Below are 23838 nucleotides of genomic sequence, written 5' to 3' on the forward strand. Positions count from 1 at the left end.
AAATTTAGATAACAAATATCCAAATTTAAACCCTTTTATCAAACAGGTCTTTTTAAATTTGCTTGTGAAAGCATATTTGCAAGTCCTTTTGCTCCGCCCTTTCCCGAAAATTTCTTAGCAAGCTTTGAAGCATTTTCAAACTGCTTCAAAAAGCGATTTACCTCTACTTGAGATAGTCCAGAGCCAGCTGCCAAACGCCTTTTTCTACTATTGTTTAAAAGATCTGGATTTTCACGCTCTTTTTGTGTCATAGAGTTTATCATAGCCTTAATATGCAAAATTTCTTTTGAATTATCAAGGTCTATATCTTTTATCTGATTTGCAATATTTGAAAGTCCAGGTATCATCCCCATCAAAGATTTCATACTACCAAGTTTTTTAACGCTTTCCATTTGATCCAAAAAGTCATTAAAGTTAAATTGACCTTTTTTTATCTTTTGATTTAGACGTTTTGCCTCTTTTTCATCGATAATAGTCGATGTCTTCTCGACCAAAGTGGCTAAGTCGCCCTCGCCCATTATGCGGCTTACGATGCGGTCTGGTATAAAGCTCTCGATATCAGCTACTTTCTCGCCAGTACCAACAAATCTAAGTGGGATATTTAGCTGTTTTGCGATGCTAATAGCTACGCCGCCCTTTGAGTCAGAGTCAAATTTAGAAAGGATAACTCCAGAAATTCCCAAAATTTCATTAAAACTTGTAGCTGTTTTTACAGCATCCTGTCCGCTCATAGCGTCAGCAACGTAGAAAATTTCATGTGGATTTATCGCATTTTTTACATCTTTTATCTCTTGCATCAACTTTTCATCAATCGCAAGACGACCAGCGGTATCCACTAAAAGCACATCATAAAGACCGCTTTTTGCTTTTTCTAGTGCTTCTTTTGCTACTTTTATAGGGTTGTTTTCATTTTCTATATAAAAAAGATCTATCTCATTTGCAACGCAGAGCTGTCTTAGCTGCTCAACCGCCGCTAATCTTTGCAAATCACAAGCCGCAACTAAAACTTTTTTCTTTCTTAGTTTTAGATAGTTTGCAAGCTTGATAGTTGTCGTAGTTTTACCGCTACCTTGTAAGCCAGCCATCAAAACAATGGTCGGTGCAACTGGTGCATAGACAAAGCCTTGGTTACCAGGAGCTGTTAAGACAGTAGTTAAATTTGACTTGATCGCATCTAGAAAATTCTTTTGTCCAACACCAGTTTGCTTTAGTTCGCTTTCGATAGACGCGAGTAGATCTTTGGTGACTTTGTGGTGAACATCAGCTTTTAAAAGAGCTTTTTTTAACACGTCAAGTGCGTTTTTTAGAGCTTTTTCATCATCTACAAAACGTATCTTGCTAACGGCTAATCTAAAAGACTCGCTAATTTGTTCGAACACTAATCACCTTTCTAAATTGTTATTAAAGGGCGTATATTACTAAATAATTTCTTTATTGCTCTTTAAATTTCAAATTTATTAGATAGCTCAAATCCAAGAGAGTTAAATTCTTTTGGGATTGGCGCTTTAAATTTATAGTTTAAAAGAGCGATAGAATAGGCATGCAAGAACATTCTATTTGCCCTATTTTTGCCATATTTCTCATCGCCAACGATAGGTAAATTTAAACTAGCCAAATGCACTCTTATCTGGTGCGTTCTGCCTGTTTTTATGGCAACTTTTACAAGCGTTTTTTTACCCACAACCATGAGCGGTGAAATTTCACTGATCGCCTCTTTGCCATCTTTTGATATCTTTGAAAAGGCGCCATTTTTATTTTTTATCGTTAAAATCGGCTCATTTACGACGACCTCCTCGCTCATGATACCCCTAACTGCAGCCACGTAAATTTTCTCAACCTTCATCTTTTTAAACTCATTTATGGCAAGGCTAGCAAATTCGTCATTTTTTACAAGAAGCAGCACGCCACTTGTGTCTTTATCGAGCCTGTGAAGTAGTGGAAATTTATAAATTTGGCTGATTTTTTCGCTAGTTATGGCAGCTGGTTTATTGATGGCTATTAAATTTTCATCTTCAAAGATAACGCTTGGCTTTGGCATCTCTTCGACGCTAAATTTAGTATTTTCGCTCATTAGCGCACGAGCGATCATCACCTTTTGCCCCTTAGCATAGACTAGTCCGCTGTCGATTAGCTCCTTTGCCTCGTTGTTTGAGATATTTTTTTGTTTGGCTAAAATTTTATACGCTTTTTCTTCACTCATAAAGTGCTCCTTATATCTTCTATGATCGCATCAGCGCTTGCTTGCACGGCGATCTTGCTCTTTTTGGCGTCACTATCTATTATACCGCCTATCTCGCTAGCCTTTGTGATATAGATGTTTTCAACTAGGCTAAATAACGCCTTTTGGTTAAATATAAACTCGCCGATAATTATCACTGGGTTAAATTGTGCGCACTCGATTGGATTGTGCCCACCGATATTTGGCACAAAACTGCCTCCAAGCACGACTATATCGCTAATGGCATAGACATTTACAAGCTCGCCTAAAGTATCAAGCAAATTTACTTTAGCTTCAAATTTATGCCTTTGGCTAAATTTAGCAAAGCTAAAATCATGCTTTTTAGCGTACTCGCTCGCTAGCTTTTCCACCTCTGCAAATCTCTCAGGGTGGCGTGGTGCGATGATTAATAGATCGTTTTCTTTTAAATTTAAATTACCTAAAATCATCTCTTCTTCGCCTGCATGTGTGCTTGCTAGCACGATCACTCTAGCTTTTGGTTTTTCATAAACTCTACTCACACTTGGTAAAAACGCAGCTTTTATGTTGCCAACGACCTCTATTTCACCTGCTCCAAGCGACTTTAGCCGCTCTTTATCAAGCTCACTTTGGGCGTAAATTTTATCTATAAATTTAAATAGATATCTGTAAAAAAAGCCAAATTTCAGGTAGCTTTTATAGCTTCTATCTGAAATTCTAGCGTTTATGAGGATCACACGGCTGCCTTTTAGCTTTGCCATGAAAACTAGCATAAGCCAGAGCTCAGCCTCAAAAATGACTAAAATTTTGCTCTTTTTTAACCAAAATGGCAAGAAAATTTCAAATGGCAAAAATCTCGTGTTAGAGCAAATTTTGCTTGCCGCTTCAAAGCCAGTATTTGTCACGACGCTTATGGCTTTGCTGTCAAATTTTTGCATCAAAGGCTTAAGCGCTTGCATCTCGCCAAACGAACAAGCGTGAAAATGCACATCTGCATCTTGAAATTTAGGGTTATTAAAGATAAAAAAACGTGCTGGGATTGATCTATTGTATTTTTTTTGAAACTTAATAAAAGTAGAAAAATAGCCCCAAAAAAATAGAGTATTGAGGCTAAAAAATAATATATTATTATCACGAAATATGTTATTGCTCTTGTTTATACAAAATTCTGCCACAATGCGGACAAGTAACGATATCTTCGCCTTTTACAACCGCAGAGAAAGTTTTATCATTTATCTGCATAAAGCAGCCATAACAAGCTTGTTTCTTAACAGGCACAACGGCTGTGTTGTGAGCCCATTTTCTTATTTTTTCGTAAAATGCTAGGATTTTTTGGTTCATCGCAGCGACAAGTTTATCTTTTTTAGCATAAACCTCTTTGCGCTCTTTTTCGATCTTTTCAAGCTCAGATGAAACCTCGCTTTTTATCTTTTCTAAATTCCCCTCAAGCTCTGTTTTTTTAGCATTTAGCTCATCTTTTTGAGCATTTTTATTGTCTATTAGTTTTTCAAGTCTAGTGATCTCTTCGTTTGCTGCTTCAAGTTGCTCTTTTGCGATATCTTCTTCAAGACCTAGCGCTTTTATCTCTTTTTCGCTTTTTTGCGCTTGAGCTTTTTTTAGCTACATCTTTGATCTTAGCGCTAAATTCTGCGATGTGAGCGTTCGTGCCTGATTTTTGTGATTTTAGATCATTTACCTCTTCGTCAAGTCTTTCTACATTAACCGCTATAGTTTCACACTCTTCTTCTATGCTTTTATAGGCTTTTTCTACTTCTTGTATGCGCGGCGTGAAACCATCTATTTGTTTGTCAAGATCAGATAATTCAACTAATTGTTGCAAATATTTATTCATAATGTTTCCTTTTTTTGTTAGCAATATGTAAATGGATTTTTAGAATTGCTTATTATAACTTCAATTTTTAGATTTTGCAAATATTTTGCTAAAAAATCACTAAAATAACGCTCGCTTTCATAGTGATTTATGTCGATCAAATTTAGTCCATTTTCCTTTGCGTAAAGGGCTTGGTGATACTTTAGATCGCCTGTTAAAAAGGCGTCTGCTTTGACATCTTGCATGAGATCTGCGCCACTTCCAGTGCAGATGCAAATTTTAGAAATTTCATCTTTTGCCCGAACCGCTCTTAAATTTTCTAGCCCAAGTTTTTCTTTTACAAATTTACAAAGCTCTCTAAATTTCATCTTCACATCAGCGTAGATCAAAAAGCCCTCTTTGCTTGAAATTTCAAGTCCCAAAACCTGCGTCACAAATTTTTCATTTAAAAAGGCAAGGTCGGCATTTGTGTGAAGCGAGATGAGCGAGATATTTTTTATCATCATCTCTCTTATGAGCGAGCTTGGATAGAGGCTGTAGTCTAGGCTCTTTAGCCCTTTAAAAATGAGCGGATGGTGGGTTATGATGAGCGAGTTTGGCAAGACATTTTGCAAAAGCTCGCTATCAAGATCAAGACTTAGATAAATTCGCTCAAATTCGCTATCAAATGAGCCAACTTGCAGACCACTATTGTCCCAAGACTCTTGGCTCGCAAATGGGCAAATTTCATCTAAATTTTTATAAATTTCAGCTATTTTCATCAAATTTTACTTTTGCTCCAAGCTCTCTTTATATGTTAGCGCGCACTCTTTTGCAAGCTCACGAATTTTTAAGATGTAGTCTTGTCTTTGTGTAACACTGATCGCTCCGCGCGCGTCAAGGACGTTAAATGTATGAGCTGCAAGCATGCAATAATCATACGCTGGCAGTGAAATTTTAGCCTCCAAGCAGCGTTTGCACTCATTAAATGCGTTTTCAAACTGGTTAAAAAGCATATCAACGTTTGCCACCTCAAAGTTATATTTACTCCACTCATACTCGCCTTGTTTATGCACATCAGCGTAGGTTACGATGTTGTCATTAGAGTCGTCCCAAACGATGTCATAGACGCTATTTATATCTTGTAGATACATAGCTAAGCGCTCAAGACCGTATGTTATCTCACCAGATATGAGCTCGCATGTTATGCCGCCAACTTGTTGAAAATAGGTAAATTGCGTCACTTCCATGCCATCTAACCAGACCTCCCAGCCAAGCCCCCAAGCGCCAAGTGTAGGGCTCTCCCAGTTGTCTTCAACAAAGCGGATGTCGTGATTTTTTAAATTTAGACCAAGTCTTTCGAGGCTTTTTAGATAAAGCTCTTGGATATTTTCTGGACTTGGTTTTATGAGCACTTGAAACTGATAGTAAGCGCCAAGGCGGTTTGGGTTTTCGCCGTATCTACCATCAGTCGGACGGCGGCTTGGAGCTACGTATGCGGTCGCCCACGGCTTTGGTCCAAGGCTTCTTAAAAATGTCGCTTGGTGATATGTGCCCGCACCTGCTGGCATGTCATATGGCTGAAGTATGACGCAGCCTTGCTCTTGCCAATAGTTTTGAAGCGTTAGTATTATTTGTGAAAATGTCATTTTTTGCCTTTTATTTTATTGATATATAAATTTCTATTTTGTCTTTTAGGTATTTTTCAAAGTCTGTTTTATAGGTTCTTTTTAGCTCACTACTTTCAAAATATCTCCAAATTTCACCCCAAAATTTTGCAACATTTTGCGGCTCATTTGCAAAGCTAAAAAGAGCGTATTTTCCGCTTTGTATATCTAAATTTTCATCACCCTTTTGGCGTGATCTTGTGCCGATAAAGTTATCGTAATGTCCATTAAAATCGCTTTCGTAATTGCAGTAAACGCTATAAATTTCGCTCTTGCCATCATAGAGCTCGCCCATAAATTTAGACCATAAAGCTGGAATTTTGCCCTTGCCGTCCATTTCATCTTCATTTTTAGTGCGAGTTTTTACTCCATAAATTTCAAAGCTATCATCTAAATTTATAATCTTCATAAACTACTTTTGTCCGTTAAAATTTTCAACCGCTTGGTTCCACATGAGCTTGTATTTTCGTTTTAAAAATTCAACTTCATCTTGTGAAATTTTAAGCTGTTTTGTAAGCGTCTCGACCGTTTTTCTATCTTCATCATAGAGCTCTTGCATCGAAATGAGCGCCTCTTTTAAAAATTTATTCTCATTTCTTAAGGTCTCAAGCGTCTCATCTTTTGCGTCTAGTACCTTTTCGTGTAAATTTAGTATCGTGCCGATCGTCTTTTCGACAAAGCTAAAACCATCTTGGCTTTGCGGCTGCAAGGATAAATTTTGCGAAACACTAGGCACCACGCTCATCGTTCCCTCGCTCGCTTCTATCAAAATTTCTCCATTTTCCTCTTTGGTTTTTAAAACGTCACGATTTATCATATCCTCGATAACTTCGCGCTCCAAGTGCACAAGTTTGCAAAATTCATCAACTCCAAGATAGGTCTGCACCGCTTCTCCTTTTATAGTATCACTTCAACCTTTGAAGAATCATCCTCTAAAGCCTTTATCTTTGCCTCTCTGTCGGCCTTTAGCGCACTTGCTAGCTCCTCATCTTCAAGGGCTAAAATTTGCACCGCAAGATAGGCTGCATTTATCGCACCAGCCTTGCCGATAGCTAAGGTTGCCACTGGCATGCCACTTGGCATTTGCACGGTTGAGTAAAGTGCATCAACACCGCTTAAAGCTGAGCCTGCCATTGGTATGCCGATCACTGGTTTTGTTGTGTTTGCAGCGATCGCACCAGCTAGGTGAGCCGCCATACCAGCAGCTGCGATAAAGACTTTTGCGCCCTTTTTCTCGGCATTTGCTACGTACTCGCTAGTTCTTTTTGGGCTTCTGTGGGCTGAGCTGATTATCAGTTCATATTTTACGCCAAATTTCTCCAGAGTCTTTGCCGCCTCGCTAACGATCTCATAGTCACTTTTACTTCCCATTATAATAGAAACAAATTTCATATCTTCTCCCTTAAAAAACTAAATTTTGGCAGCTTAACGCCAAGGTTTATCTCATTTTCATTGCCGCTATGAATTTCGCTCATGACCTTGCCTTTTTTGGTAACGAGCTGCTTAAATTTGATAAATTTCTTGCCATCTTGTGAATAGACCTTTGAAATTTCATTTTCACTATCATCTATGTGCGAGCCAGTTGGAGCCACGATCTCGTAGCTCTTATCTGGGGAAATTTTATACTTGCACTTAAAAAACTCACCGTCTTCACTTATAGCATTTACCTGATGAGTGCCCTCTTCTAGGCTGCTCGTGTGATTTTGCGTATCGGTTCGCTCATAAGGTCTATGCACCAAGTAGCCATCCGTAAAGCCACGATTTTTCAGTGTATTTATCTCATTTTCATAAATTTGCGCGTCAAATTTATCATCCATAGCGTCATCTATCGCCATTTTATAGGCTCTTGCCGTGCAAGCTGCGTAGTACTCGCTCTTTGTGCGGCCCTCTATCTTAAAGCTATCAATGACACCGCTATCAACGATCTCTTTGATGTGCGAGATGAGGCAAAGATCCTTTGAGTTCATGATATGAGTGCCGTTTTCATCCTCTTCTAAGCGAAAAAGCACGCCACTCTCTTCGTTTTTGGCGTAGAGTTCATACTTAAATCTGCAGTCGTTTGCGCAGCTGCCGCGGTTTGACATACGTCCGCTTTGCACTGAGCTTACTAGGCACCTACCAGAGTAGGCAAAGCACATCGAGCCATGGACGAAAATTTCGATATCAAGAGTTGGAATTTCCTCTTTTATCTTTATAACATCTTTTAAATTCATTTCGCGTGCCACGACGATGCGTTTTGCGCCCATATCGTGATAAATTTTAGCGTCCAAAACGTTCATAACGTTTGCCTGAGTTGAGAGATGTATCTCGATATCTGGAGCGATCTCTTTTGCTAGGCTCATTACGCCTGGCGTTGCGATGATAAAGGCATCTGGCTTCATCGCTGAGATAGTTTGTAAGTGCCTTTTTAGCGGCTCTATCTGAGAGTTAAAAGGAAAGGCATTTATGGTTGCATAAAATTTCTTTCCCTTTTCGTGTGTGTAGTCTATCGCCTCTTTAAATGTTTCAAGGTTAAACTCCCTTGCCGATCTAGTCCTTAGTGAAAAGCTAGCCACCGAGCCATAAACAGCGTCGGCTCCGTATTCAAGGGCGATTTTAAGTTTTGTTAAATTTCCAGCTGGAGATAAAAGCTCAGGCCTTTTTAGCACTATTTTTTACCTAGACTTTCTATCAAGGCTTCGATGTCGTCGTTGCTGACAAGGTTTTCAGTCGTTGTATCACCAGCGATATGAACAGCAGAGCCAACACGCTTATCGTCATCGATACGACCTTCAAACAAGGTATTCATATACTTGCTAAGCGCCCTCATAACGTTGATAACACGCTCTATCTTTTGCCTGTGGATGTCTTGATACTGCATCATATCCATAGCCATCATAATCTCATCTTGTCCCATTTGTAAATTTCCGATGATATTATCGATCGTGCCAAGAAGTGTGTTGTTTTTCTCTAAAGCTTCGCTAAATGCGGCAATATTTGGAAATTTCTCACTTAGCGTCGTAAATAGCTCAACATTTGAGTTTATCGCGTCTTTTAGGCTATTTGAGTCGCTCTCGGCATCCATAAAAAAGTTATTTATCGTCTCAAGCTTGTCAAACATCTGAGTAGCTTTCTCTTCGCTATCTCTTGTCACATCGTCAAGCTGATGTACCATTTTATGGTCTTCAGTCGGTGGTGGTGGTGGCCAAACGCCGTCTGCGCTCACTCTGTAGTTTTCGCCATGTTTTGAACTATTTGCTTGTGGCTCATCTGCTTTAGCACTCATTGCCTCTGCAACTTCTGCTACCTCGTCTGTTTCCTCTTTGACGTCCGCGACCTCTTGGCTGGCATCTTTAGTATCACCTAAATCATCCTCTAATCCGCCCGCCATAAGCGCGTCAAGTTCCTCTTGGGTCATAAAAGCTCCTAATAAAATTTGCCTTGATTATATAGGATTTAAATAAAAAGAAAGTTTAAAAAGTATGCGTTTATCTTTAAATTTATCAAATTTTAGGTAGCATTTTTGAAAAATAAACGACTTTAAAAGGCTAAAAAATGACCGTCGATCTTCACAACCACACACCTCTTTGCAACCACGCAGTTGGCGAACCGCTAGAATTTGTGAGATGCGCCATAAAAGCTGGCACAAAATACTTTGGCTTTAGCGATCACGCGCCGATGAACTACGATGAAGCTTATAGGATGAAATTTGAGGAGATGCAAAGCTACGAAGACGAAATTTTACGTTTAAGAGATGAATTTAGCGGCGAGATAGAAATTTTACTTGGCTACGAGATGGATTTTTTAGATGGCTTTATGGACGAGCGAGTTTTTGCTAGAAAGGTTGATTATCTAATAGGCTCTGTGCATTTTTTTAACGGCTGGGCGTTTGACAACCCTGAATTTATCGGCGGCTACGAGGGCAAAGACTTGGATCAAATTTGGCAAGAGTATTTTGACCACATAGAAAGATCAGCTAGGCTTGGTAAATTTGACATCATGGGGCACATCGATCTTTTAAAACTCTTTAAATTTTTACCCAAAAAAGATGTCAGGATCCTAGCCAAAAACGCGGTAAAAGCGATAAAAGAGGCAAATTTGGTAGTCGAGATAAACGCAGCTGGCTTTAGAAAGCCTATCGGCGAGCAATATCCAAGCGTAAATTTACTAGAGCTAATCGCCGAAAATGACATCACCATCACCTTTGGCTCAGACGCTCATGCCAAAGAAGACATCGGTAAAAACGGCGAAATTTGCGAGCAGATAGCTAGAAATTTGGGATATTCAAAGTGTGCGATATTTAAAAATAGAGATAGAGAATTAGTAAAATTTTAGTTTGGGGTCAAATAAAATATAAAAATAATCTTAAATATAAAATTTTGTGATACAATACGAAAATTAAAAACCAGAAGGAGATAAAAATGGGAAAATTTGTCCAAAACATCGATCATTTTTTTGATTTTTGCAAAGAAAATGAAGTTAAATTTGTAGATTTTAGATTTACCGATCTAAACGGCGCTTGGCACAGCATAAGCTACAACATAAAAGCTGTTACAAAAGAGAATTTCACAAACGGCATCCCAATGGACGCTAGCTCGATGAACGGCTGGCAGCCAATCGACAAGAGCGATATGATAATGAAGCCAGAAGCGACATCTGCGTTTTTGGACCCATTTACCTCTGACATCACAGTCGTTGTTTTTTGCGATATCTACGACATTTACAAAGGTCAAATTTATGAAAAATGCCCTCGCTCGATCGCAAAAAGAGCGATGCAATATGTAAAAGATAGCGGACTTGGCGATGAGGCATATTTTGGCCCTGAGAATGAATTTTTTGTATTTGACAACGTCAAAATCATCGACAGCCCAAACTGCGCGATGTATCAAGTAGATAGCGAAGAAGGCGAGTGGAACGACGCTGCGGACTTTAAAGATAGCTACAACACAGGTCACCGCCCACGCAGAAAAGGCGGCTACTTGATGACCCAGCCAATCGACAGCATGGTCGATCTAAGAGCTGAAATGATGCAAGTTTTAGAGCAAGTTGGCCTTGAAGTATTTTTAGGACACCACGAGGTCGCGCAAGGTCAAGGCGAGATCGGCGTGAAATTTGGCAACTTAGTCGAGGCTGCTGACAACGTTCAAATTTACAAATACGTCGTTCGCATGGTCGCTCACCTAAACGGCAAGACAGTTACATTTATGCCAAAACCGCTTTATGGCGACAACGGCAGCGGCATGCACGTGCATCAATCAGTCTGGAAAGATGGTAAAAATTTATTTTATAAAGAGGGCAACTACGCAAATTTAAGTGACTTTGCAAGGCACTACATCGGTGGCGTTTTAAAACACGCAAGAAGCGTTGCAGCCTTCACAAACCCAAGCACAAACAGCTACAAACGCCTAATCCCAGGCTTTGAAGCGCCGTCTATCCTCACTTACTCGAGCCAAAACCGCTCAGCGAGCATCCGCATACCTTACGGCGCTGGCGAGAAGTCAGTTAGAGCTGAGATGAGATTTCCAGATAGCACAGCAAACCCTTATCTAGCCTTCTCAGCGATGCTAATGGCAGGGCTTGATGGCGTTAAAAACAAATACGAGCCAGTTGGTCCGATGGATGAAAATTTATTTAAACTACACCTCGATGAGATCAGAGAGCGCGGCATCGAGCAGCTACCGCACACACTTCGTGGCAGCCTTGAAGCGCTTATCCGCGATAACGAATACCTAAAACCGATAATGAGCGATCTTTTCATCGACACTTATCAGCACATGAAATTTGAAACTCAGGTTTGGCCTTATGAAGCGCGCCCAACCGCTTATGAGTTTAAGACCTGCTTCTCTTGCTAAAACGCAATCTCCAAGCTCATTTTGGGCTTGGAGACTTCTTTAATCAAATTTAAAATATAAAATCCTGCGATTATTAAATTTAGAGCTAAATCCAATAAGTATTATTGCTTATTTTTTTTAACCACAACAGATAAATTTTTTAAAAATATAAAATCTATATAGTTAAATTTTGGGCTAAATTTGGCTTTACACACAAGAATAAATTTAAAAATTTAATAAGCCCAACTCATGCAAATTTAGATTTTTAAACTCATATCCAAAAAGCCATGCGAATAAATTTAAGACTTCATGCTTTAAACATAAAAACAAGAATACCTATCTAAATTTTGGCTACTTTTGCTTAGAAATTTTGTCCAAAAGGACAAATTTAAAAATTAACAAGTCATAGCCATTGTAAATTTACTTTCATAGTTTAGGGATTTTGCTTAGCAAAATGGTTATAACAGATAAATTTAGGCTTTAAATTTAAGTATCAAGTCTAAACGACAAGATAAATTTTGACTAATTTTATTTAGAAATTTTGCTTTAGAAAGGTTAAATTTAATAAACCTAAACTAATACAAATTTTCAACCTTAAGTTTATATCCGAAATAGCTACAGCAGATAAATTTTGAACTAAATTTGATTTTGCAAACAGGGGACAAATTTACCAGAGTTTTAAATTTATCTGCATCACTAAAAGTTCAAATTTAATAAGCCATAACTCTTTTAAATTTGTAATATAAATTTGAGATTTCATTTAGTTAGGATAGCAGCAGATAATTTTATTAAAAGCTAATTTTGACCACTTTTATTTAAAAATTTACAAAAAAGCCAAATCCCTAGCTATTTTGCACTTCAGGCTGTCCAAAGAGCCTATTTGCCTCTTTTATCACGCCCTCTTCTCTTTGCTTTTTAAGCTCCTCTGGGCTTTTGCTCTGACTTAGCGACATCAGCTCTTTTGCAAAGTCATTTTGCGGCTGAGATAGCGCATTTACCCTAGTTTCAAGCACTACGTCTGGCTTGCTTGCTGGCTCATCTTTTTGCTCGTCTTGCTGCCTAGCCTTTATCTTAGCGATCTCCTCGTCAAGGTAGCTATATTTATCCTGTGGCTCTTGTGGCTTAGTTTGTGGCTCAGACTTTGGGGCAGAAATTTGCGTCTTAGCATTTACGATCTTTATTTTTTTACCAAAAATTGTATGTAAAATTTCATGCATTACGCCCCAGCTTTTTTTGAAAAATGCCAGCTCATCGCCAGTTGCATTGACGATTAGTCCAAGCTCATTTTCATTTAAAAAGCTAAAACTTATGTGATTTTTAAAAATTTCTCCAAGCTCAAAGCTTCTATCATAAATTTTTGCCACAAACTGCTCGTAGGGCGTCTTTGGCGTCTCTTTTATGGCTAAAATTTGCTCACTCACGCCAGCTTTTGGCTCGATCATAGCCACGCTAGGCTCGCTCTTGGCAAGTTTTATCGCTTCATCGATATCTTGCAGATTTAGCGCCTCTATCATCATAAAAAGCATAAGCATCAGCACAAAGCCATTGTCACTTGATACGCTTAACATCGACTTTGCCTGCGCCAAAATCCTAAAAAATCTCTCATATATAAGAAGTGAAAATTTTGGGTCGTTGTCTAAAAATCTCTGCTTTAAATTTGCCAAAATTTCATCTATGATCATCTCTGGCTCATAGGTCTCAAGCTCGGTCACAAGCACTCTTATGGCGTTTTTATCGGCATTTGCGACGTGCTCGATGATCTGCTCGATCCTACTTGGATCAAGAAGTCCAAGCATCGCTGCCACGCTTGATTTTGTGATATTGCCAGCGCCATAAATGATAGCTTGATCAAGTAGTGTTAGCGTATCTCTTAGCGAGCCGCCGCCGCTTCTAGCTAGTATCTCAAGCGCCTCCCTCTCGTAACTCACGCCCTCTTTGCTAAGGATAAATTCAAGATGTTTTACGATCTCATACCTGCTTATTTGCTTAAATCTAAAATGCTGCGTCCTTGAAAGCACCGTCGTTGGAAGCTTAAGCGGATCGGTCGTTGCTAAGATAAATTTAACGTAGCTTGGCGGCTCTTCAAGTGTTTTAAGAAGGGCATTAAACGCCTCTTTTGTTAGCATATGCACTTCGTCGATGATGAAAATTTTATATCTAGCAGCCGTAGGAGCGTATTTTGTCTGCTCGATGAGCTCCCTTATATCGTCGATCTTTCTGTGGCTAGCTGCGTCCATCTCGATGATGTCCATGTGGCGCGACTCGTTTGCCATCACGCACTGCGCGCAGACCTCGCAAGGCCTAGAAGTTGGCCCTTTCTCGCAGACCAAAGCCTTTGCAAATATCCTAGCACTCGATGTCTTACCGCTCCCCCTAAGGCCTGAAAACAAATAGGCATGACTCACTCTGTTTTCGTCAAGTGCGTGGGTTAGGCTCTTGCTTACGGCTTCTTGTCCGATGAGCTCGTCAAAATTTTTCGGTCGATATTTTAGGGCTAGTGCTTGCAACTGCTTTCCTTTTTGCAATTTTAATTTGCTGATTTTATAAAAAAAGGCATAAATTTATGGTTATGATAAAGTTAAATTTTGCTAAATTTAAGCCAAAATTTAGCGGGAAGGATAAATTTGCAAGCATTTATATCTGGATTTTTCACCTCTTTATCGCTCATTTTAGCCATTGGCGCGCAAAATGCATTTGTGCTAAAACAGGGCACCAAAAGAGAAAATATCTTTATCATCTGCCTCATTTGCGCTATTAGCGACGCTGTTTTGATATTTGCAGGAGTTTTTGGGCTTGGTAGCCTCGTGCAAAGCTTCCCCATCATCAAGCAAATCGCCCTATATGGCGGTTTTTTATTTTTACTATTTTACGCGCTAAAGAGCTTTCACTCATGCTTTTTTAAGGATCTTAGCATGGATACCAGCGGCGAAAATGCCAGATCAAATTTAAAGAAAAATATCCTTTTAACGCTCGCTTTTACCTGGCTAAACCCTCACGTCTATCTTGACACGATGATACTAATAGGCTCGGTTTCGACTAAATTTAAAGATGAAAATTTGATATTTGGCGTGGGAGCCTGCCTTGCCTCATTTTGTTTTTTCTTTGCACTTGGCTATCTGGCTAGGTTTTTAGCACCCATCTTTGCAAGGTCCATCTCTTGGAAAATTTTAGAGTTTTTTTGTCGGCCTCATCATGCTCGCCCTTGCCTTCATGCTCCTTTTTGCTAGCTTCTAGCCTCTTTTTTAGCGCCTCTTTTTTGCGAAGTTCGAGCTGGTAGGCTTCATTTAGCGCGTCTTCGCCATCTAAATTTGCTCCGTCTAAAAATTTGCGGTAGTCTTCAAACTGCCTATTTTTTATCCCCCAAAGCACACCAAAAAGCAGGGCCGCCCCCATCAAAACCGAGATAAAAACAAGCATCGCAAGAGTCGTTGTATCCACTATTTGTCCTTAAATTTTCTAACTATATAAAGCGAGTTTAGTATGACGCTTAGCGAGCTTGCCGACATGAAAAGCGCGGCAAATAGCGGCATGACGTAGCCACACACGGCAAATGGCAGGCTAAGGGCGTTATAAAGCAGGCAAAAGAGCAAATTTTGCTTTATCGTTTTATAGGTAAATTTTGAAATTTTCACCGCTTTTGCAAGGCTTTGCAAGCTATCATCAAGTAGCACCACGTCGCTTTTCTCTAAGCTCACGGCTGCGCCACTTCCCATGCAAATAGCTACGTGAGCGAGGCTAAGCGCGGCTGCGTCGTTTATGCCATCCCCTACCATCAGCACATTTTTGCCCTGCTGCTTTAGCTCACTTATAAATTTAGCCTTTTCATCAGGCAGCATCCCTGCTCCAAACTCGCTCACGCCAAGCTCGTCTGCTACGTTTTTTACCACATTTTGCACGTCGCCACTTAGGATACACACCTTCATACCAGCGCTCTTTAGCTCGTCCATAAGCGCCTTTGCTTCGGGCTTTACGCTATCTTTTAGGTAAAATTTAGCCACCAGCTCGCCCTGCTTGCCAACAAAAAAGCTCACATTTTCTTCGCACTCTTGAAATTTCACACCATTTTCAGCCAAAAAGCGCCTACTTCCAGCCACAAAACGCTCACCCATAATATCAGCGCTAACTCCCTTTGCTACGCTTAAATTTGCATTTTCAAGCTCAACTTTTTTTGCGCCTTTTTGCTTTAAAAAATCAGCCACTGCCATGCTTATTTGGTGGTTTGAGATGAGGCAAAGCGAGTAAATTTTATCAATATCAACGCCCTCTTTTATAAAAAACTCGCCAACTTCAAATTTAGCCTTTGTGAGCGTCCCAGTCTTGTCAAATACCGCCACATCGCACTTTGCAAGGCTTTCAAAAAATTTAGCCTCCTTAAAAAGCACCTTGTTTTTAAAGGCAATCCCAAGGGCGCAGACACTGCTAACTGGCGTGGCAAGGGCAAGCGCACAAGGGCAAGCGATCACGATGACGCTCACGGCTGTCACCACCGCTTCTGAAAAGCTAAATTTAAAGTACCAAAACCAAAATGTAAAAAACGCTAGAGTTAGCACGCCAAGAGAGAATTTCGAGGCGATTTTATTGACCGCTAGCTCGATATTTGGCTTTTTTAGCTCTGCGTTTTGGAGTAAATTTATAAGCTTATTAAGATATGAGTTTTTAAAAATTTGCCTTGCTTCATAGACGATCTGTCCGTTTAGACAGACGACGCCGCTTTTGACCTCGCTGCCACAGCTTAGTAAAAGTGGCAAACTCTCACCTGTTAGACTTGAACTATCGATGCTTGCCTCGCCACTGAGCACCACACCATCAAGCAGCGCCCTCTCGCCTGATCTAAGCACGATCTTTTCGCCTAAATTTACATCTTTTGGCTCTTTTAAAACATCCTTGCCATCCTCTAAAACGCACACCTTTGCAAGCAGCATATCACTTAAGAAATTTGAGGTCTCAAGCGCCTTTTTCTTGCCTAAAATTTCTAAAAATTTACCGATAAAAACAAAGGTTATGATCATCGCAACGGAGTCAAAATAACTCTCGCCACTTCTCGTAAGCATCGCAAAAATCGAGTAGATATAGGTTATGCTAGCCCCCGTGATAACGAGCAGGTCCATATTTGGCGAGGCATTTTTAATGGCGATCTTTGCCCCCTTAAAAAACTCACTGCCAGTGTAGAAAAGCACAGGCGTTGCCAGCACAAACTGCGCGAAGCTTAGCAGATCCTTCACGTCGCTTCTGATACCGCTAAAGTAGCCGCCATACTGCGCGATCGCCAGCCACATGATATTCATCGTGGCAAAGACGCCAACAAGCGCTTTTGCGTAGAAATTTCGCCTTTTTTTGACTAGCTCGTCCTCTTTTTGGCTCGCTGCGTAGGCCTTTGGAGTGTAGCCAATGGCGTAAATTTTCTCGATTATTTGCTCCACCAAAAGCTCTTGCTCGTCAAAAACGATGACTGCCTTTTGGCTAAGCGAGTTGATATTTACCTCCAAGATGCCAGGCAGGCTAAAAAGCGCCTTTTCAAGTAGCCAGATGCACGCCGAGCAGGTGATGCCGTCAATGAGAAGCGAAATTTTAGAAAACTCGCCCTCTTTTGTCACCAGCTCGCTAAAATTTGCCGCTAAATTTTTGACATTTGCGCCACTACTTGCAGGATTTAGTGTATTTTTGCCAAGTCGCTCATAAAACTCGCCAAGGCCACTTTCATTTAAAATTTCATAGACGCCTTTGCAGCCGACGCAGCAAAACTTAAGCCCGCCTTTAGCCTCTATCATCGCGCTTTCATCAAAGCTTTGCTTGCAGTGAGCACACCTACACTTCACGGACGCTTCTTTTTGAGCTGGTCTAAATAGCCATATATCGTGATCTTTGAGACGTTTAGCTTGGCTGCTACGACCTCGATAGCGCCCTTTATGTTAAAAATGCCCTTTTCGTTCATAAAGCCCACGAGCTCTAGCTTTTGCTCCTTTTTGAGCTTTTTGCCCTCGTTTTTGGCGATGATCTTGTCGATCAAATTTAAGACGATCTGCGTCACATCGTCGTTTTGCTCGCTTTCAAATTCGTTTTCACTCGTCTTTAAGAAATTCCCAGTCACTTCAAAAAGGCTCCTTGCCACGCTCGCATCGACATTTACGCATATCGCCCCTATGATCTCGCCGTGCTCGTCTCTGATAAATGCAGTTGAGGACTTCACCAGCTTTTCGTCCTTTGTAAAAAAGTAGTTCGCCACGTAGTCGTCTTTGAAATTCTTGCTGTTTAAGACCTCACTTACAAGGTGGTCAAAGCTTTGTCCGACCTTTCTGCCAGTGACGTCGCCAGCTACATATACGACTGAGCGCTGCGGGTGTGAAAGGTCGTGCAGCACGACTTCGCAGGCAAATGGCGAGCTTTTTTGTATGAGATTTGCCGTTGGGATAAATGCCTTTAATATAGGATGCATAAGGCGCCTTTTGTTTTTGTTTAAGTTTAGCCAAAATATTTTTAAAATTTAGATAAGAAAAAATATAATTTTTTATGAAAATTTGTAAAATTTAAGTGAAAATAATAATTTTTTATCTATAATTTTTTAAATTTTTAAGGAGAAAATATGAAAATTTACGAAACCGAAATTTCAAAAAAGAAAAAGGCTCACTACTCTTTAGCGACCGAGCACAACGGCATCCTCTACATCTCAGGACAGCTTAGCATGGACCCAGAGACCAGGCAGATCCCAGAGGGACTAAAGGCGCAAACAAGGCAGGCTTTAAAAAACCTTGATAACGTGCTAAAACTGGCAAATGCGACAAGAAACGACATCTTGATGTGCCGCATCTATACGCCAGATATCGACTTTTGGGACGAGATAGATGACGAGTATGCGCTATTTTTTGGCGATCACAAGCCAGCTCGCGTCGTAGTACCGACAAACAAACTTCACTTTGGCTGCCTGCTAGAGATCGAAGCTACAGCGATACTTGATAGAAAACTTTAAAAAGCTTTAAAGGAGCAAAAATGCCTAAATTTATCTGCTCAAAGTGCGGCAAGAGCGCAGATTTTGAGACGCCTATATTTGCGTGCGAGTGCGGTGGGCTATATGATCTGGAGTTTAAACCAGCCAATTTTGATCTAAATTTGATCGATCAGCGCGAGTTTAGCCTATTTAGATACCGCGAGTTTTTCCCTATCAAAAATGAGCTTTGGCGCGACATCAGCCTTGGCGAAGGGCTAACAAAGAGCGTGAAATTTGATGACTCGCTATACCTTAAAATGGACTATGCGATGCCAACGCTCTCTTTCAAGGATAGAGGCGCGGTGATGCTTATATGGTTTTGTAAAACTCATGGCATCAAAAAGATCTTGCAAGATAGCAGCGGAAACGCTGGAAACTCGGTCGCTGCATACGCTGCTAGAGCTGGCATGGAGTGTGAAATTTACGTCCCAAAAGGCACAAGCGAGAAAAAGATAAAGATGCTTGAGTACTACGGCGCAAAGGCGGTTGTCTTTGACGGCACGCGCGATGAGACGGCAGATGCTTGTAGAAAAAGGGCAAAAGATGAGGGAATTTTTTACGCAAACCACGTATTTAACCCGCTTTTTTACCAAGGCACCAAAACATATATATATGAAATTTACGAGCAGCTTGGCTTTGTCCCCGAAAATCTCTTTTTACCAGTTGGCAACGGCACCTTGCTACTTGGCTGCGAGATAGCGCTAAATGAGCTATATGAGGCTGGAGTGATCAAAAAACTACCTAAAATTTTCATCGTTCAAAGCGAAAAGTGCGCGCCATTTTTAGGGGCAACAAGCGAGCCACTTGCGATCAAGCCAGAGCCAACTTTGGCTGAGGGCATAGCGATAGCAAAACCTGCTCGTGGCGCTGAGATATTAGCTAGCCGCTACGCAGGCGAGCGCGAGGTGATCACGATAAAAGAAGAGGATATTGAGCCAGCTAGAAATTTCCTAGCAAGCCGCGGCTTTTACGTCGAGCACACCACAGCAGCGATCTACGCGGCATACGCAAGCTACGCAAAATCGCACAAGATAGAGGGCAGAAGCATCATCTCGATGTGTGGCGCTGGACTAAAGAGCGAACACTGATTTAAATTTGCAGGTCATTTTGCCTGCAAATTTGCCTACTTTAGCGACTTTGGTTGTGGCATTTCTTGACAACAAAGTTTTATTTTTATAAAATGCCAAAACTTTCAAAAAACTTTTGAAGCCCAGAATTCTACAATCTTATCCCCGCATTTAAAGAGGAAAAATGGAAAACAACAACCAAACCGAGCAAAGTGCTGCTCAAAGCGCAAAAACTACAAAAAAACATCAAGCATCAAGAACCCACGTACCAGTCGACGGACATAAGATCGAAGAGCTAAGAACACTTAGCTTAGATGAGCTAGTGCAGATCGCAAATGGCGTTGGCGTCGAAAATCCACGTGAATTTCGTAGACAGGATTTGATATTTGAGATACTAAAAACCCAGACAAAACAAGGCGGCTTTATACTATTTACTGGAATTTTAGAGATCACAAACGAGGGCTACGGCTTTTTAAGGGCTGTTGATGCAAATTTAAGCGACAGTTCAAACGATGCATACGTCTCAAACTCACAGATCCGCAAATTTGCACTTCGCGTGGGCGACATCATCACCGGCCAAGTAAGAGAGCCAAAAGATCAAGAAAAATACTACGCCCTTTTAAAGATAGAAGCGGTAAATTACATGCCTCTAGCAGATGCAAAAGAGAGGCCACTCTTTGACAACCTAACCCCACTTTTCCCAACTGAAAAGCTAAATTTGGAGTATGATCCAATGAAGCTAACAGGTCGTGTGCTCGATCTTTTCACGCCTATCGGTAAAGGTCAGCGTGGTCTAATCGTCGCACCTCCAAGAAGCGGTAAAACTGAGCTTATGAAAGAGCTAGCTCACGGCATCGCTAAAAACCATCCAGAAGCCCAGCTCATGGTTCTTCTAGTCGATGAGAGACCAGAAGAAGTTACCGATATGCAGCGCTGCGTAAAAGGCGAGGTATTTAGCTCAACATTTGACCTGCCAGCGCTTAATCACGTCCGAGTGGCAGAGCTTGTCATCGAAAAAGCAAAACGTCTAGTTGAGATGGGCAAAGACGTCATCATCTTACTTGATAGCATAACCCGTCTAGCACGCGCCTATAACACAGTGACCCCACCAAGCGGCAAGGTACTAACTGGTGGCGTGGATGCAAACGCACTTCACAAGCCAAAACGCTTCTTTGGTGCAGCTAGAAATATCGAACACGGCGGCTCACTAACCATCATCGCAACCGCACTAATAGACACTGGCTCACGCATGGATGAAGTGATATTTGAAGAGTTTAAAGGCACTGGAAACAGCGAGATCGTACTTGATCGCAACATCTCAGACCGCAGAATTTACCCAGCTATCAATGTACTAAAATCAGGCACAAGAAAAGAAGAGCTACTTCAAAAACCTGACGAGCTTCAAAAAATTTGGGCTATCCGCTCTGCGATCGCTACAATGGACGATGTCGAAGCACTTAAATTCTTATACGCAAAAATGCTAAAAACAAAAGATAACAAAGAGCTTCTATCTATCCTAAACGAGTAAATTTAACTGAGCTTGAAGCGCTTGCTTTGAGCTCAAATTTCTTCACTTAAAATATCTAGCTAAAAATATCTTAGAAATTTTGAATTTTCTAACTATTGCTATTATAAAAGAGATTACGATTTTTAAACGATTATTTACTAAATTTTTCTATGTCTTGATTGATTAAATTTTCATATTCGCAAAGCTCGTTGCAAGTCTTTTTACTCTGCTCGATAAGCTCATCAAATTTAAATCCAAGCATCACAATACGATAAAGGTTTGGCTTGTATTTTCGCCAGTTGTAAAGCGTAGCAACATCAACGTCTAGATGATAAGCCATATCACGTTTTGTCATCTTAGCCACTTTACACTCCTTTTTTCAAGTGATTTTATAAATTTTATTCTGATAAGAAAACAATTGAATTATTTTATGTTTTTTATATATTTAATTGAATATTTAAAATTTATTTAATCCAATAAAATTTAGAATACCAGCCAAACATTTTTAAATAAGGAGTAAAAATGAAAAATGTAGTTTTAAAAGTTGCTTTAGGATTAAGCCTGGCTAGTGCTGCTGCTTTAGCACAAGGAGCGTTCATTGGAATCGAAGGAGATTACTCTTTTAATTCAAAATTAACAGCAAAAAGCGATAATGACACAACAAAAGTCAAAAAAGCTCAACCAGGTATTGGACTAAAAGCTGGCTATGATTTTGATAGTTTTAGAGTTTATGGAGCTTACATATATGACTTTCAAGCCAAAAAATCACTTGGTGATGAAGATGGCACAGTAATAAAATGGAGCACCCATAAATTTATAGTGGGCTCAGACTATACACCAGAATTGACAAAAGACATAAAGCTAGTTTTTGGTGGATACACTGGCTACTCAAAGCTTAAAATGGATGTATTTGATACTCATGATGGCTCGGAAAAAGCTAATACAAATGGCTGGATACTAGGTGCAAGAATTGGTGCAGAATACTCTATTAATAAAAACAATGCAGTTGAGTTTGGTGTAAAGGTAGATAGAACAAAATATAGCTCCATAGCAAAATATGATAATGCAAAAATAAAAGAGACAAATGTAGGTCTTTATTTGGGATATACATATAAATTTTAATAATTCGCAAGCTCAAATTTCAAAGCAAATTTGAGCTTTTTATTTAAAAACAAACTATAAATTTAAAAGTTTTTCTAAATTTTCGCCGTCCAAGCGGTAGTTTCTCCACTCAAGAGATTGATTTTTAGCGCCCAAGCTTTCATAAAATTTAATGCTTGGCTTATTCCAGTTTAGGCAGCACCACTCAAGCCTTTTTAGATTTTCATCCTTGCAAATTTGAGCTAGAAATTTAAAAAATGCCTTGCCGATGCCTTGATTTCTAAACTCTTTTTTGACATAGATATCTTCAAGATAGATCCCGCCAAACCCCAAAAATGTAGAAAATGTGTAAAAATAGATAGCATAGCCAATAGCCCTACCCTCACTCTCGCAGATAAGGGTCTTTGCGTGATTTTTATTAAAGATAGAGTCTGCAAAAATTTCATTTGTAAAAGTGACTTGATCGCTTAAATTCTCATAGCTCGCAAGCTCTCTTACAAACTCGCAGATCACGTCTATATCGCCCTCAGTCGCTTTTCTTATTTGAAATTTCATTAGTTATCACCAAAAAGCGCTTTTAAATCTTTGATTGGCTCATTATTTTCTGCATTACTACTAGTTTTTGAGCCAAGCTCATTTAGCTCGATCTCATAGCCAGTTAGCATGCTTGCTAGGCGGATATTTATGCCGTTTTTGCCGATCGCCTTGCTCTTTTGTTCGCTTGCAAGCGTTACGATTGCCTTATTTTCTTCGATCTTTACAGATGTGATGATCGCAGGTGCCATAGCGCGAGCTACCAAGATCGCTGGCTCTGTGGTGTATTCGATCGCATCGATGCTCTCACCGTGAAGCTCTTTACTTACGGCATTTATCCTAACACCCTTTGTACCGACCGTTGCGCCGACTGGATCGATGTTTGGAGTGGTTGAGATGAGCGCTACTTTAGCTCTTTCGCCAGGAATTCTCGCACTTCCTTGAATGATGATGCCACCATCTTTTATCTCAGGCACCTCTGAAGTTAGTAGAGCTTCAAGAAATTTAGGTGAAGTCCTTGAAAGCTCGACCTTTATACCTAAATTTTTATCTGTAAAAACTTTTCTAATGACTGCTTTTACTACGTCGCCTACTTTAAATTTCTCGCCTTTTATGCGGTTTTTGCGTGGCAAGATGGCACGAAGCTCGTCTATCTCGATAAATGTGTTTTCGTCATTATCAACTCTAACAACTGGTCCAAAGACCATGTGACCACTCATCTCATTATATTTTTGTAAAATTTTCTCTTCAACTAGGCGCTGGATGTGATACTCAAGCTCTTTGTGAAGTGTTTGGGCTGCGGTTCTTCCAAGGTTATCAAGGCTTAGTTCGTAAGTGAGCTCATCACCGATCTCTACGCCACTATCTATCTTTTTAGCCTCTTTTAAGCTTAAAAAGTGCTCGTTGTCTTCAGCAAGTCTCTCATCATCGTTTGCTACGATTGAAATTTTTTGATAAAGCTTTAAATTTTTATTTGCATCGATGCTCACGTCATATTCATAATTTTCGCCATAAACTCTTTTTGCAGTGTTTATCAAAGCTCTTATAACGCGCTCTTTTACATCTTCTATCTCTAAATTTTTCTCATTTGCAATTGACTCGATGATATCTGAAATTCTTTCCATTTTTTCTCCATTGTAACGATAAATTTCGGGGATTTTTCG

General features: G+C 40.0%; 23 protein-coding genes and 2 pseudogenes. 7 read left to right on the forward strand and 18 right to left on the reverse strand.

The window, feature by feature from the left end:
* Positions 1 to 38: 38 nt before the first annotated feature.
* The 11 genes and pseudogenes from ffh to HMPREF1019_RS02040 all read right to left on the reverse strand — a co-directional run bounded on the left by ffh (position 39) and on the right by HMPREF1019_RS02040 (position 9071).
* Complete coding sequence (gene ffh / locus HMPREF1019_RS01990) at positions 39 to 1379, reverse strand: signal recognition particle protein (RefSeq protein WP_009293993.1); 1341 nt, start codon at positions 1377 to 1379, stop codon at positions 39 to 41.
* Positions 1380 to 1441: 62 nt separating this feature from the next.
* The gene (locus tag HMPREF1019_RS01995) at positions 1442 to 2200 is read right to left on the reverse strand and encodes an RluA family pseudouridine synthase (RefSeq protein WP_009293994.1); all 759 of its coding nucleotides are present in this window, start codon (positions 2198 to 2200) and stop codon (positions 1442 to 1444) included.
* Positions 2197 to 3332: pseudogene (gene waaA / locus HMPREF1019_RS02000) on the reverse strand (lipid IV(A) 3-deoxy-D-manno-octulosonic acid transferase). The gene HMPREF1019_RS01995 and the pseudogene waaA overlap by 4 nt, the downstream one beginning before the upstream one ends.
* 8 nt (positions 3333 to 3340) lie before the next feature.
* Positions 3341 to 4049, reverse strand: a pseudogene (locus tag HMPREF1019_RS02005) (zinc ribbon domain-containing protein).
* Positions 4050 to 4066: 17 nt separating this feature from the next.
* A complete protein-coding gene (locus HMPREF1019_RS02010; protein ID WP_009293998.1) occupies positions 4067 to 4789 on the reverse strand; it encodes a Nif3-like dinuclear metal center hexameric protein in 723 nt (240 codons plus the stop codon).
* Between the two features lie 6 nt (positions 4790 to 4795).
* Positions 4796 to 5656: a glycine--tRNA ligase subunit alpha gene (glyQ, locus tag HMPREF1019_RS02015; protein ID WP_009293999.1), complete on the reverse strand. Its 861-nt coding sequence runs from the start codon at positions 5654 to 5656 to the stop codon at positions 4796 to 4798.
* A 10-nt stretch (positions 5657 to 5666) separates the two neighbouring features.
* Entirely contained in the window at positions 5667 to 6083 is a 417-nt protein-coding gene (locus HMPREF1019_RS02020) for a GyrI-like domain-containing protein (protein WP_009294001.1), read from the reverse strand.
* 3 nt (positions 6084 to 6086) lie between these two features.
* Positions 6087 to 6560 carry a DUF3972 domain-containing protein gene (locus HMPREF1019_RS02025; RefSeq protein WP_009294003.1) on the reverse strand — a complete coding sequence of 158 codons (474 nt, stop codon included), beginning with the start codon at positions 6558 to 6560 and terminating at the stop codon, positions 6087 to 6089.
* 11 nt (positions 6561 to 6571) lie between these two features.
* A complete protein-coding gene (purE, locus tag HMPREF1019_RS02030) occupies positions 6572 to 7066 on the reverse strand; it encodes a 5-(carboxyamino)imidazole ribonucleotide mutase (protein WP_009294005.1) in 495 nt (164 codons plus the stop codon).
* Positions 7063 to 8322: a peptidase U32 family protein gene (locus tag HMPREF1019_RS02035; protein WP_009294007.1), complete on the reverse strand. Its 1260-nt coding sequence runs from the start codon at positions 8320 to 8322 to the stop codon at positions 7063 to 7065. Before HMPREF1019_RS02035 ends, purE begins: the two co-directional genes overlap by 4 nt.
* The gene (locus HMPREF1019_RS02040; protein WP_009294009.1) at positions 8322 to 9071 is read right to left on the reverse strand and encodes a hypothetical protein; all 750 of its coding nucleotides are present in this window, start codon (positions 9069 to 9071) and stop codon (positions 8322 to 8324) included. Before HMPREF1019_RS02040 ends, HMPREF1019_RS02035 begins: the two co-directional genes overlap by 1 nt.
* Before the next feature lie 137 nt (positions 9072 to 9208).
* Between HMPREF1019_RS02040 and HMPREF1019_RS02045 the strand changes: the two genes are divergently transcribed.
* Both HMPREF1019_RS02045 and glnA read left to right on the forward strand, forming a co-directional pair.
* Positions 9209 to 9988 (forward strand): histidinol-phosphatase, encoded by a 780-nt coding sequence (locus HMPREF1019_RS02045; RefSeq protein WP_009294011.1) that lies wholly within the window; start codon positions 9209 to 9211, stop codon positions 9986 to 9988.
* Positions 9989 to 10074: 86 nt separating this feature from the next.
* The gene (gene glnA / locus HMPREF1019_RS02050) at positions 10075 to 11505 is read left to right on the forward strand and encodes a type I glutamate--ammonia ligase (protein WP_009294014.1); all 1431 of its coding nucleotides are present in this window, start codon (positions 10075 to 10077) and stop codon (positions 11503 to 11505) included.
* An 821-nt stretch (positions 11506 to 12326) separates the two neighbouring features.
* Here glnA and HMPREF1019_RS02055 read toward each other — a convergent pair.
* Entirely contained in the window at positions 12327 to 13991 is a 1665-nt protein-coding gene (locus HMPREF1019_RS02055) for a DNA polymerase III subunit gamma/tau (protein ID WP_009294016.1), read from the reverse strand.
* A 117-nt stretch (positions 13992 to 14108) separates the two neighbouring features.
* Here HMPREF1019_RS02055 and HMPREF1019_RS09800 point away from each other — a divergent pair, with 117 nt between their 5' ends.
* Positions 14109 to 14711, forward strand: coding sequence for a LysE/ArgO family amino acid transporter (locus HMPREF1019_RS09800; RefSeq protein ID WP_009294018.1), 603 nt, complete (start codon positions 14109 to 14111; stop codon positions 14709 to 14711).
* Here HMPREF1019_RS09800 and ccoS read toward each other — a convergent pair.
* From ccoS to HMPREF1019_RS02075, 3 genes are read right to left on the reverse strand one after another with little or no spacing between them, the layout of a single operon-like run.
* Positions 14605 to 14922 (reverse strand): cbb3-type cytochrome oxidase assembly protein CcoS, encoded by a 318-nt coding sequence (ccoS, locus tag HMPREF1019_RS10570; RefSeq protein WP_009294019.1) that lies wholly within the window; start codon positions 14920 to 14922, stop codon positions 14605 to 14607. The genes HMPREF1019_RS09800 and ccoS overlap by 107 nt on opposite strands.
* On the reverse strand, positions 14922 to 17300 hold the full coding sequence (locus HMPREF1019_RS02070) for a heavy metal translocating P-type ATPase (RefSeq protein WP_009294021.1): 2379 nt from the start codon (positions 17298 to 17300) through the stop codon (positions 14922 to 14924). The genes ccoS and HMPREF1019_RS02070 overlap by 1 nt, the downstream gene beginning before the upstream one ends.
* A complete protein-coding gene (locus HMPREF1019_RS02075) occupies positions 17297 to 17917 on the reverse strand; it encodes a helix-turn-helix transcriptional regulator (protein ID WP_009294023.1) in 621 nt (206 codons plus the stop codon). Before HMPREF1019_RS02075 ends, HMPREF1019_RS02070 begins: the two co-directional genes overlap by 4 nt.
* A 147-nt stretch (positions 17918 to 18064) precedes the next feature.
* On the opposite strand from HMPREF1019_RS02075, the gene HMPREF1019_RS02080 reads away from it, so the two are divergent.
* The 3 genes from HMPREF1019_RS02080 to rho all read left to right on the forward strand — a co-directional run bounded on the left by HMPREF1019_RS02080 (position 18065) and on the right by rho (position 21061).
* A complete protein-coding gene (locus HMPREF1019_RS02080; RefSeq protein WP_009294024.1) occupies positions 18065 to 18448 on the forward strand; it encodes a RidA family protein in 384 nt (127 codons plus the stop codon).
* Between the two features lie 20 nt (positions 18449 to 18468).
* A complete protein-coding gene (locus tag HMPREF1019_RS02085) occupies positions 18469 to 19554 on the forward strand; it encodes a pyridoxal-phosphate dependent enzyme (RefSeq protein ID WP_009294025.1) in 1086 nt (361 codons plus the stop codon).
* A gap of 163 nt (positions 19555 to 19717) precedes the next feature.
* Complete coding sequence (rho, locus tag HMPREF1019_RS02090; RefSeq protein WP_009294026.1) at positions 19718 to 21061, forward strand: transcription termination factor Rho; 1344 nt, start codon at positions 19718 to 19720, stop codon at positions 21059 to 21061.
* A 130-nt stretch (positions 21062 to 21191) separates the two neighbouring features.
* Here rho and HMPREF1019_RS02095 read toward each other — a convergent pair whose 3' ends face one another.
* Positions 21192 to 21404: a transcriptional regulator gene (locus HMPREF1019_RS02095; RefSeq protein ID WP_009294027.1), complete on the reverse strand. Its 213-nt coding sequence runs from the start codon at positions 21402 to 21404 to the stop codon at positions 21192 to 21194.
* Between the two features lie 158 nt (positions 21405 to 21562).
* Here HMPREF1019_RS02095 and HMPREF1019_RS02100 point away from each other — a divergent pair, with 158 nt between their 5' ends.
* Positions 21563 to 22162 (forward strand): outer membrane beta-barrel protein, encoded by a 600-nt coding sequence (locus tag HMPREF1019_RS02100; RefSeq protein ID WP_009294028.1) that lies wholly within the window; start codon positions 21563 to 21565, stop codon positions 22160 to 22162.
* Positions 22163 to 22216: 54 nt separating this feature from the next.
* Here HMPREF1019_RS02100 and HMPREF1019_RS02105 read toward each other — a convergent pair whose 3' ends face one another.
* Positions 22217 to 22696, reverse strand: coding sequence for a GNAT family N-acetyltransferase (locus HMPREF1019_RS02105; RefSeq protein WP_009294029.1), 480 nt, complete (start codon positions 22694 to 22696; stop codon positions 22217 to 22219).
* On the reverse strand, positions 22696 to 23799 hold the full coding sequence (gene nusA, locus HMPREF1019_RS02110) for a transcription termination factor NusA (RefSeq protein ID WP_009294030.1): 1104 nt from the start codon (positions 23797 to 23799) through the stop codon (positions 22696 to 22698). The genes HMPREF1019_RS02105 and nusA overlap by 1 nt, the downstream gene beginning before the upstream one ends.
* Positions 23800 to 23838: the final 39 nt, after the last annotated feature.

This window comes from Campylobacter sp. 10_1_50 (assembly GCF_000238755.1).
GTDB classification, from domain to species: domain Bacteria; phylum Campylobacterota; class Campylobacteria; order Campylobacterales; family Campylobacteraceae; genus Campylobacter_A; species Campylobacter_A concisus_R.

What these genes read in the sequence shown, in the direction of transcription:
- HMPREF1019_RS01995 (WP_009293994.1), bottom strand. Translation starts at nt 2,200, where the DNA reads ATGAGTGAAGAAAAAGCGTATAAAATTTTAGCCAAACAAAAAAATATC.
- HMPREF1019_RS02010 (WP_009293998.1), bottom strand. Translation starts at nt 4,789, where the DNA reads ATGAAAATAGCTGAAATTTATAAAAATTTAGATGAAATTTGCCCATTT.
- glyQ (WP_009293999.1), bottom strand. Translation starts at nt 5,656, where the DNA reads ATGACATTTTCACAAATAATACTAACGCTTCAAAACTATTGGCAAGAG.
- HMPREF1019_RS02020 (WP_009294001.1), bottom strand. Translation starts at nt 6,083, where the DNA reads ATGAAGATTATAAATTTAGATGATAGCTTTGAAATTTATGGAGTAAAA.
- purE (WP_009294005.1), bottom strand. Translation starts at nt 7,066, where the DNA reads ATGAAATTTGTTTCTATTATAATGGGAAGTAAAAGTGACTATGAGATC.
- HMPREF1019_RS02040 (WP_009294009.1), bottom strand. Translation starts at nt 9,071, where the DNA reads ATGACCCAAGAGGAACTTGACGCGCTTATGGCGGGCGGATTAGAGGAT.
- HMPREF1019_RS02045 (WP_009294011.1), top strand. Translation starts at nt 9,209, where the DNA reads ATGACCGTCGATCTTCACAACCACACACCTCTTTGCAACCACGCAGTT.
- glnA (WP_009294014.1), top strand. Translation starts at nt 10,075, where the DNA reads ATGGGAAAATTTGTCCAAAACATCGATCATTTTTTTGATTTTTGCAAA.
- HMPREF1019_RS02075 (WP_009294023.1), bottom strand. Translation starts at nt 17,917, where the DNA reads ATGCATCCTATATTAAAGGCATTTATCCCAACGGCAAATCTCATACAA.
- HMPREF1019_RS02080 (WP_009294024.1), top strand. Translation starts at nt 18,065, where the DNA reads ATGAAAATTTACGAAACCGAAATTTCAAAAAAGAAAAAGGCTCACTAC.
- HMPREF1019_RS02085 (WP_009294025.1), top strand. Translation starts at nt 18,469, where the DNA reads ATGCCTAAATTTATCTGCTCAAAGTGCGGCAAGAGCGCAGATTTTGAG.
- rho (WP_009294026.1), top strand. Translation starts at nt 19,718, where the DNA reads ATGGAAAACAACAACCAAACCGAGCAAAGTGCTGCTCAAAGCGCAAAA.
- HMPREF1019_RS02100 (WP_009294028.1), top strand. Translation starts at nt 21,563, where the DNA reads ATGAAAAATGTAGTTTTAAAAGTTGCTTTAGGATTAAGCCTGGCTAGT.
- HMPREF1019_RS02105 (WP_009294029.1), bottom strand. Translation starts at nt 22,696, where the DNA reads ATGAAATTTCAAATAAGAAAAGCGACTGAGGGCGATATAGACGTGATC.
- nusA (WP_009294030.1), bottom strand. Translation starts at nt 23,799, where the DNA reads ATGGAAAGAATTTCAGATATCATCGAGTCAATTGCAAATGAGAAAAAT.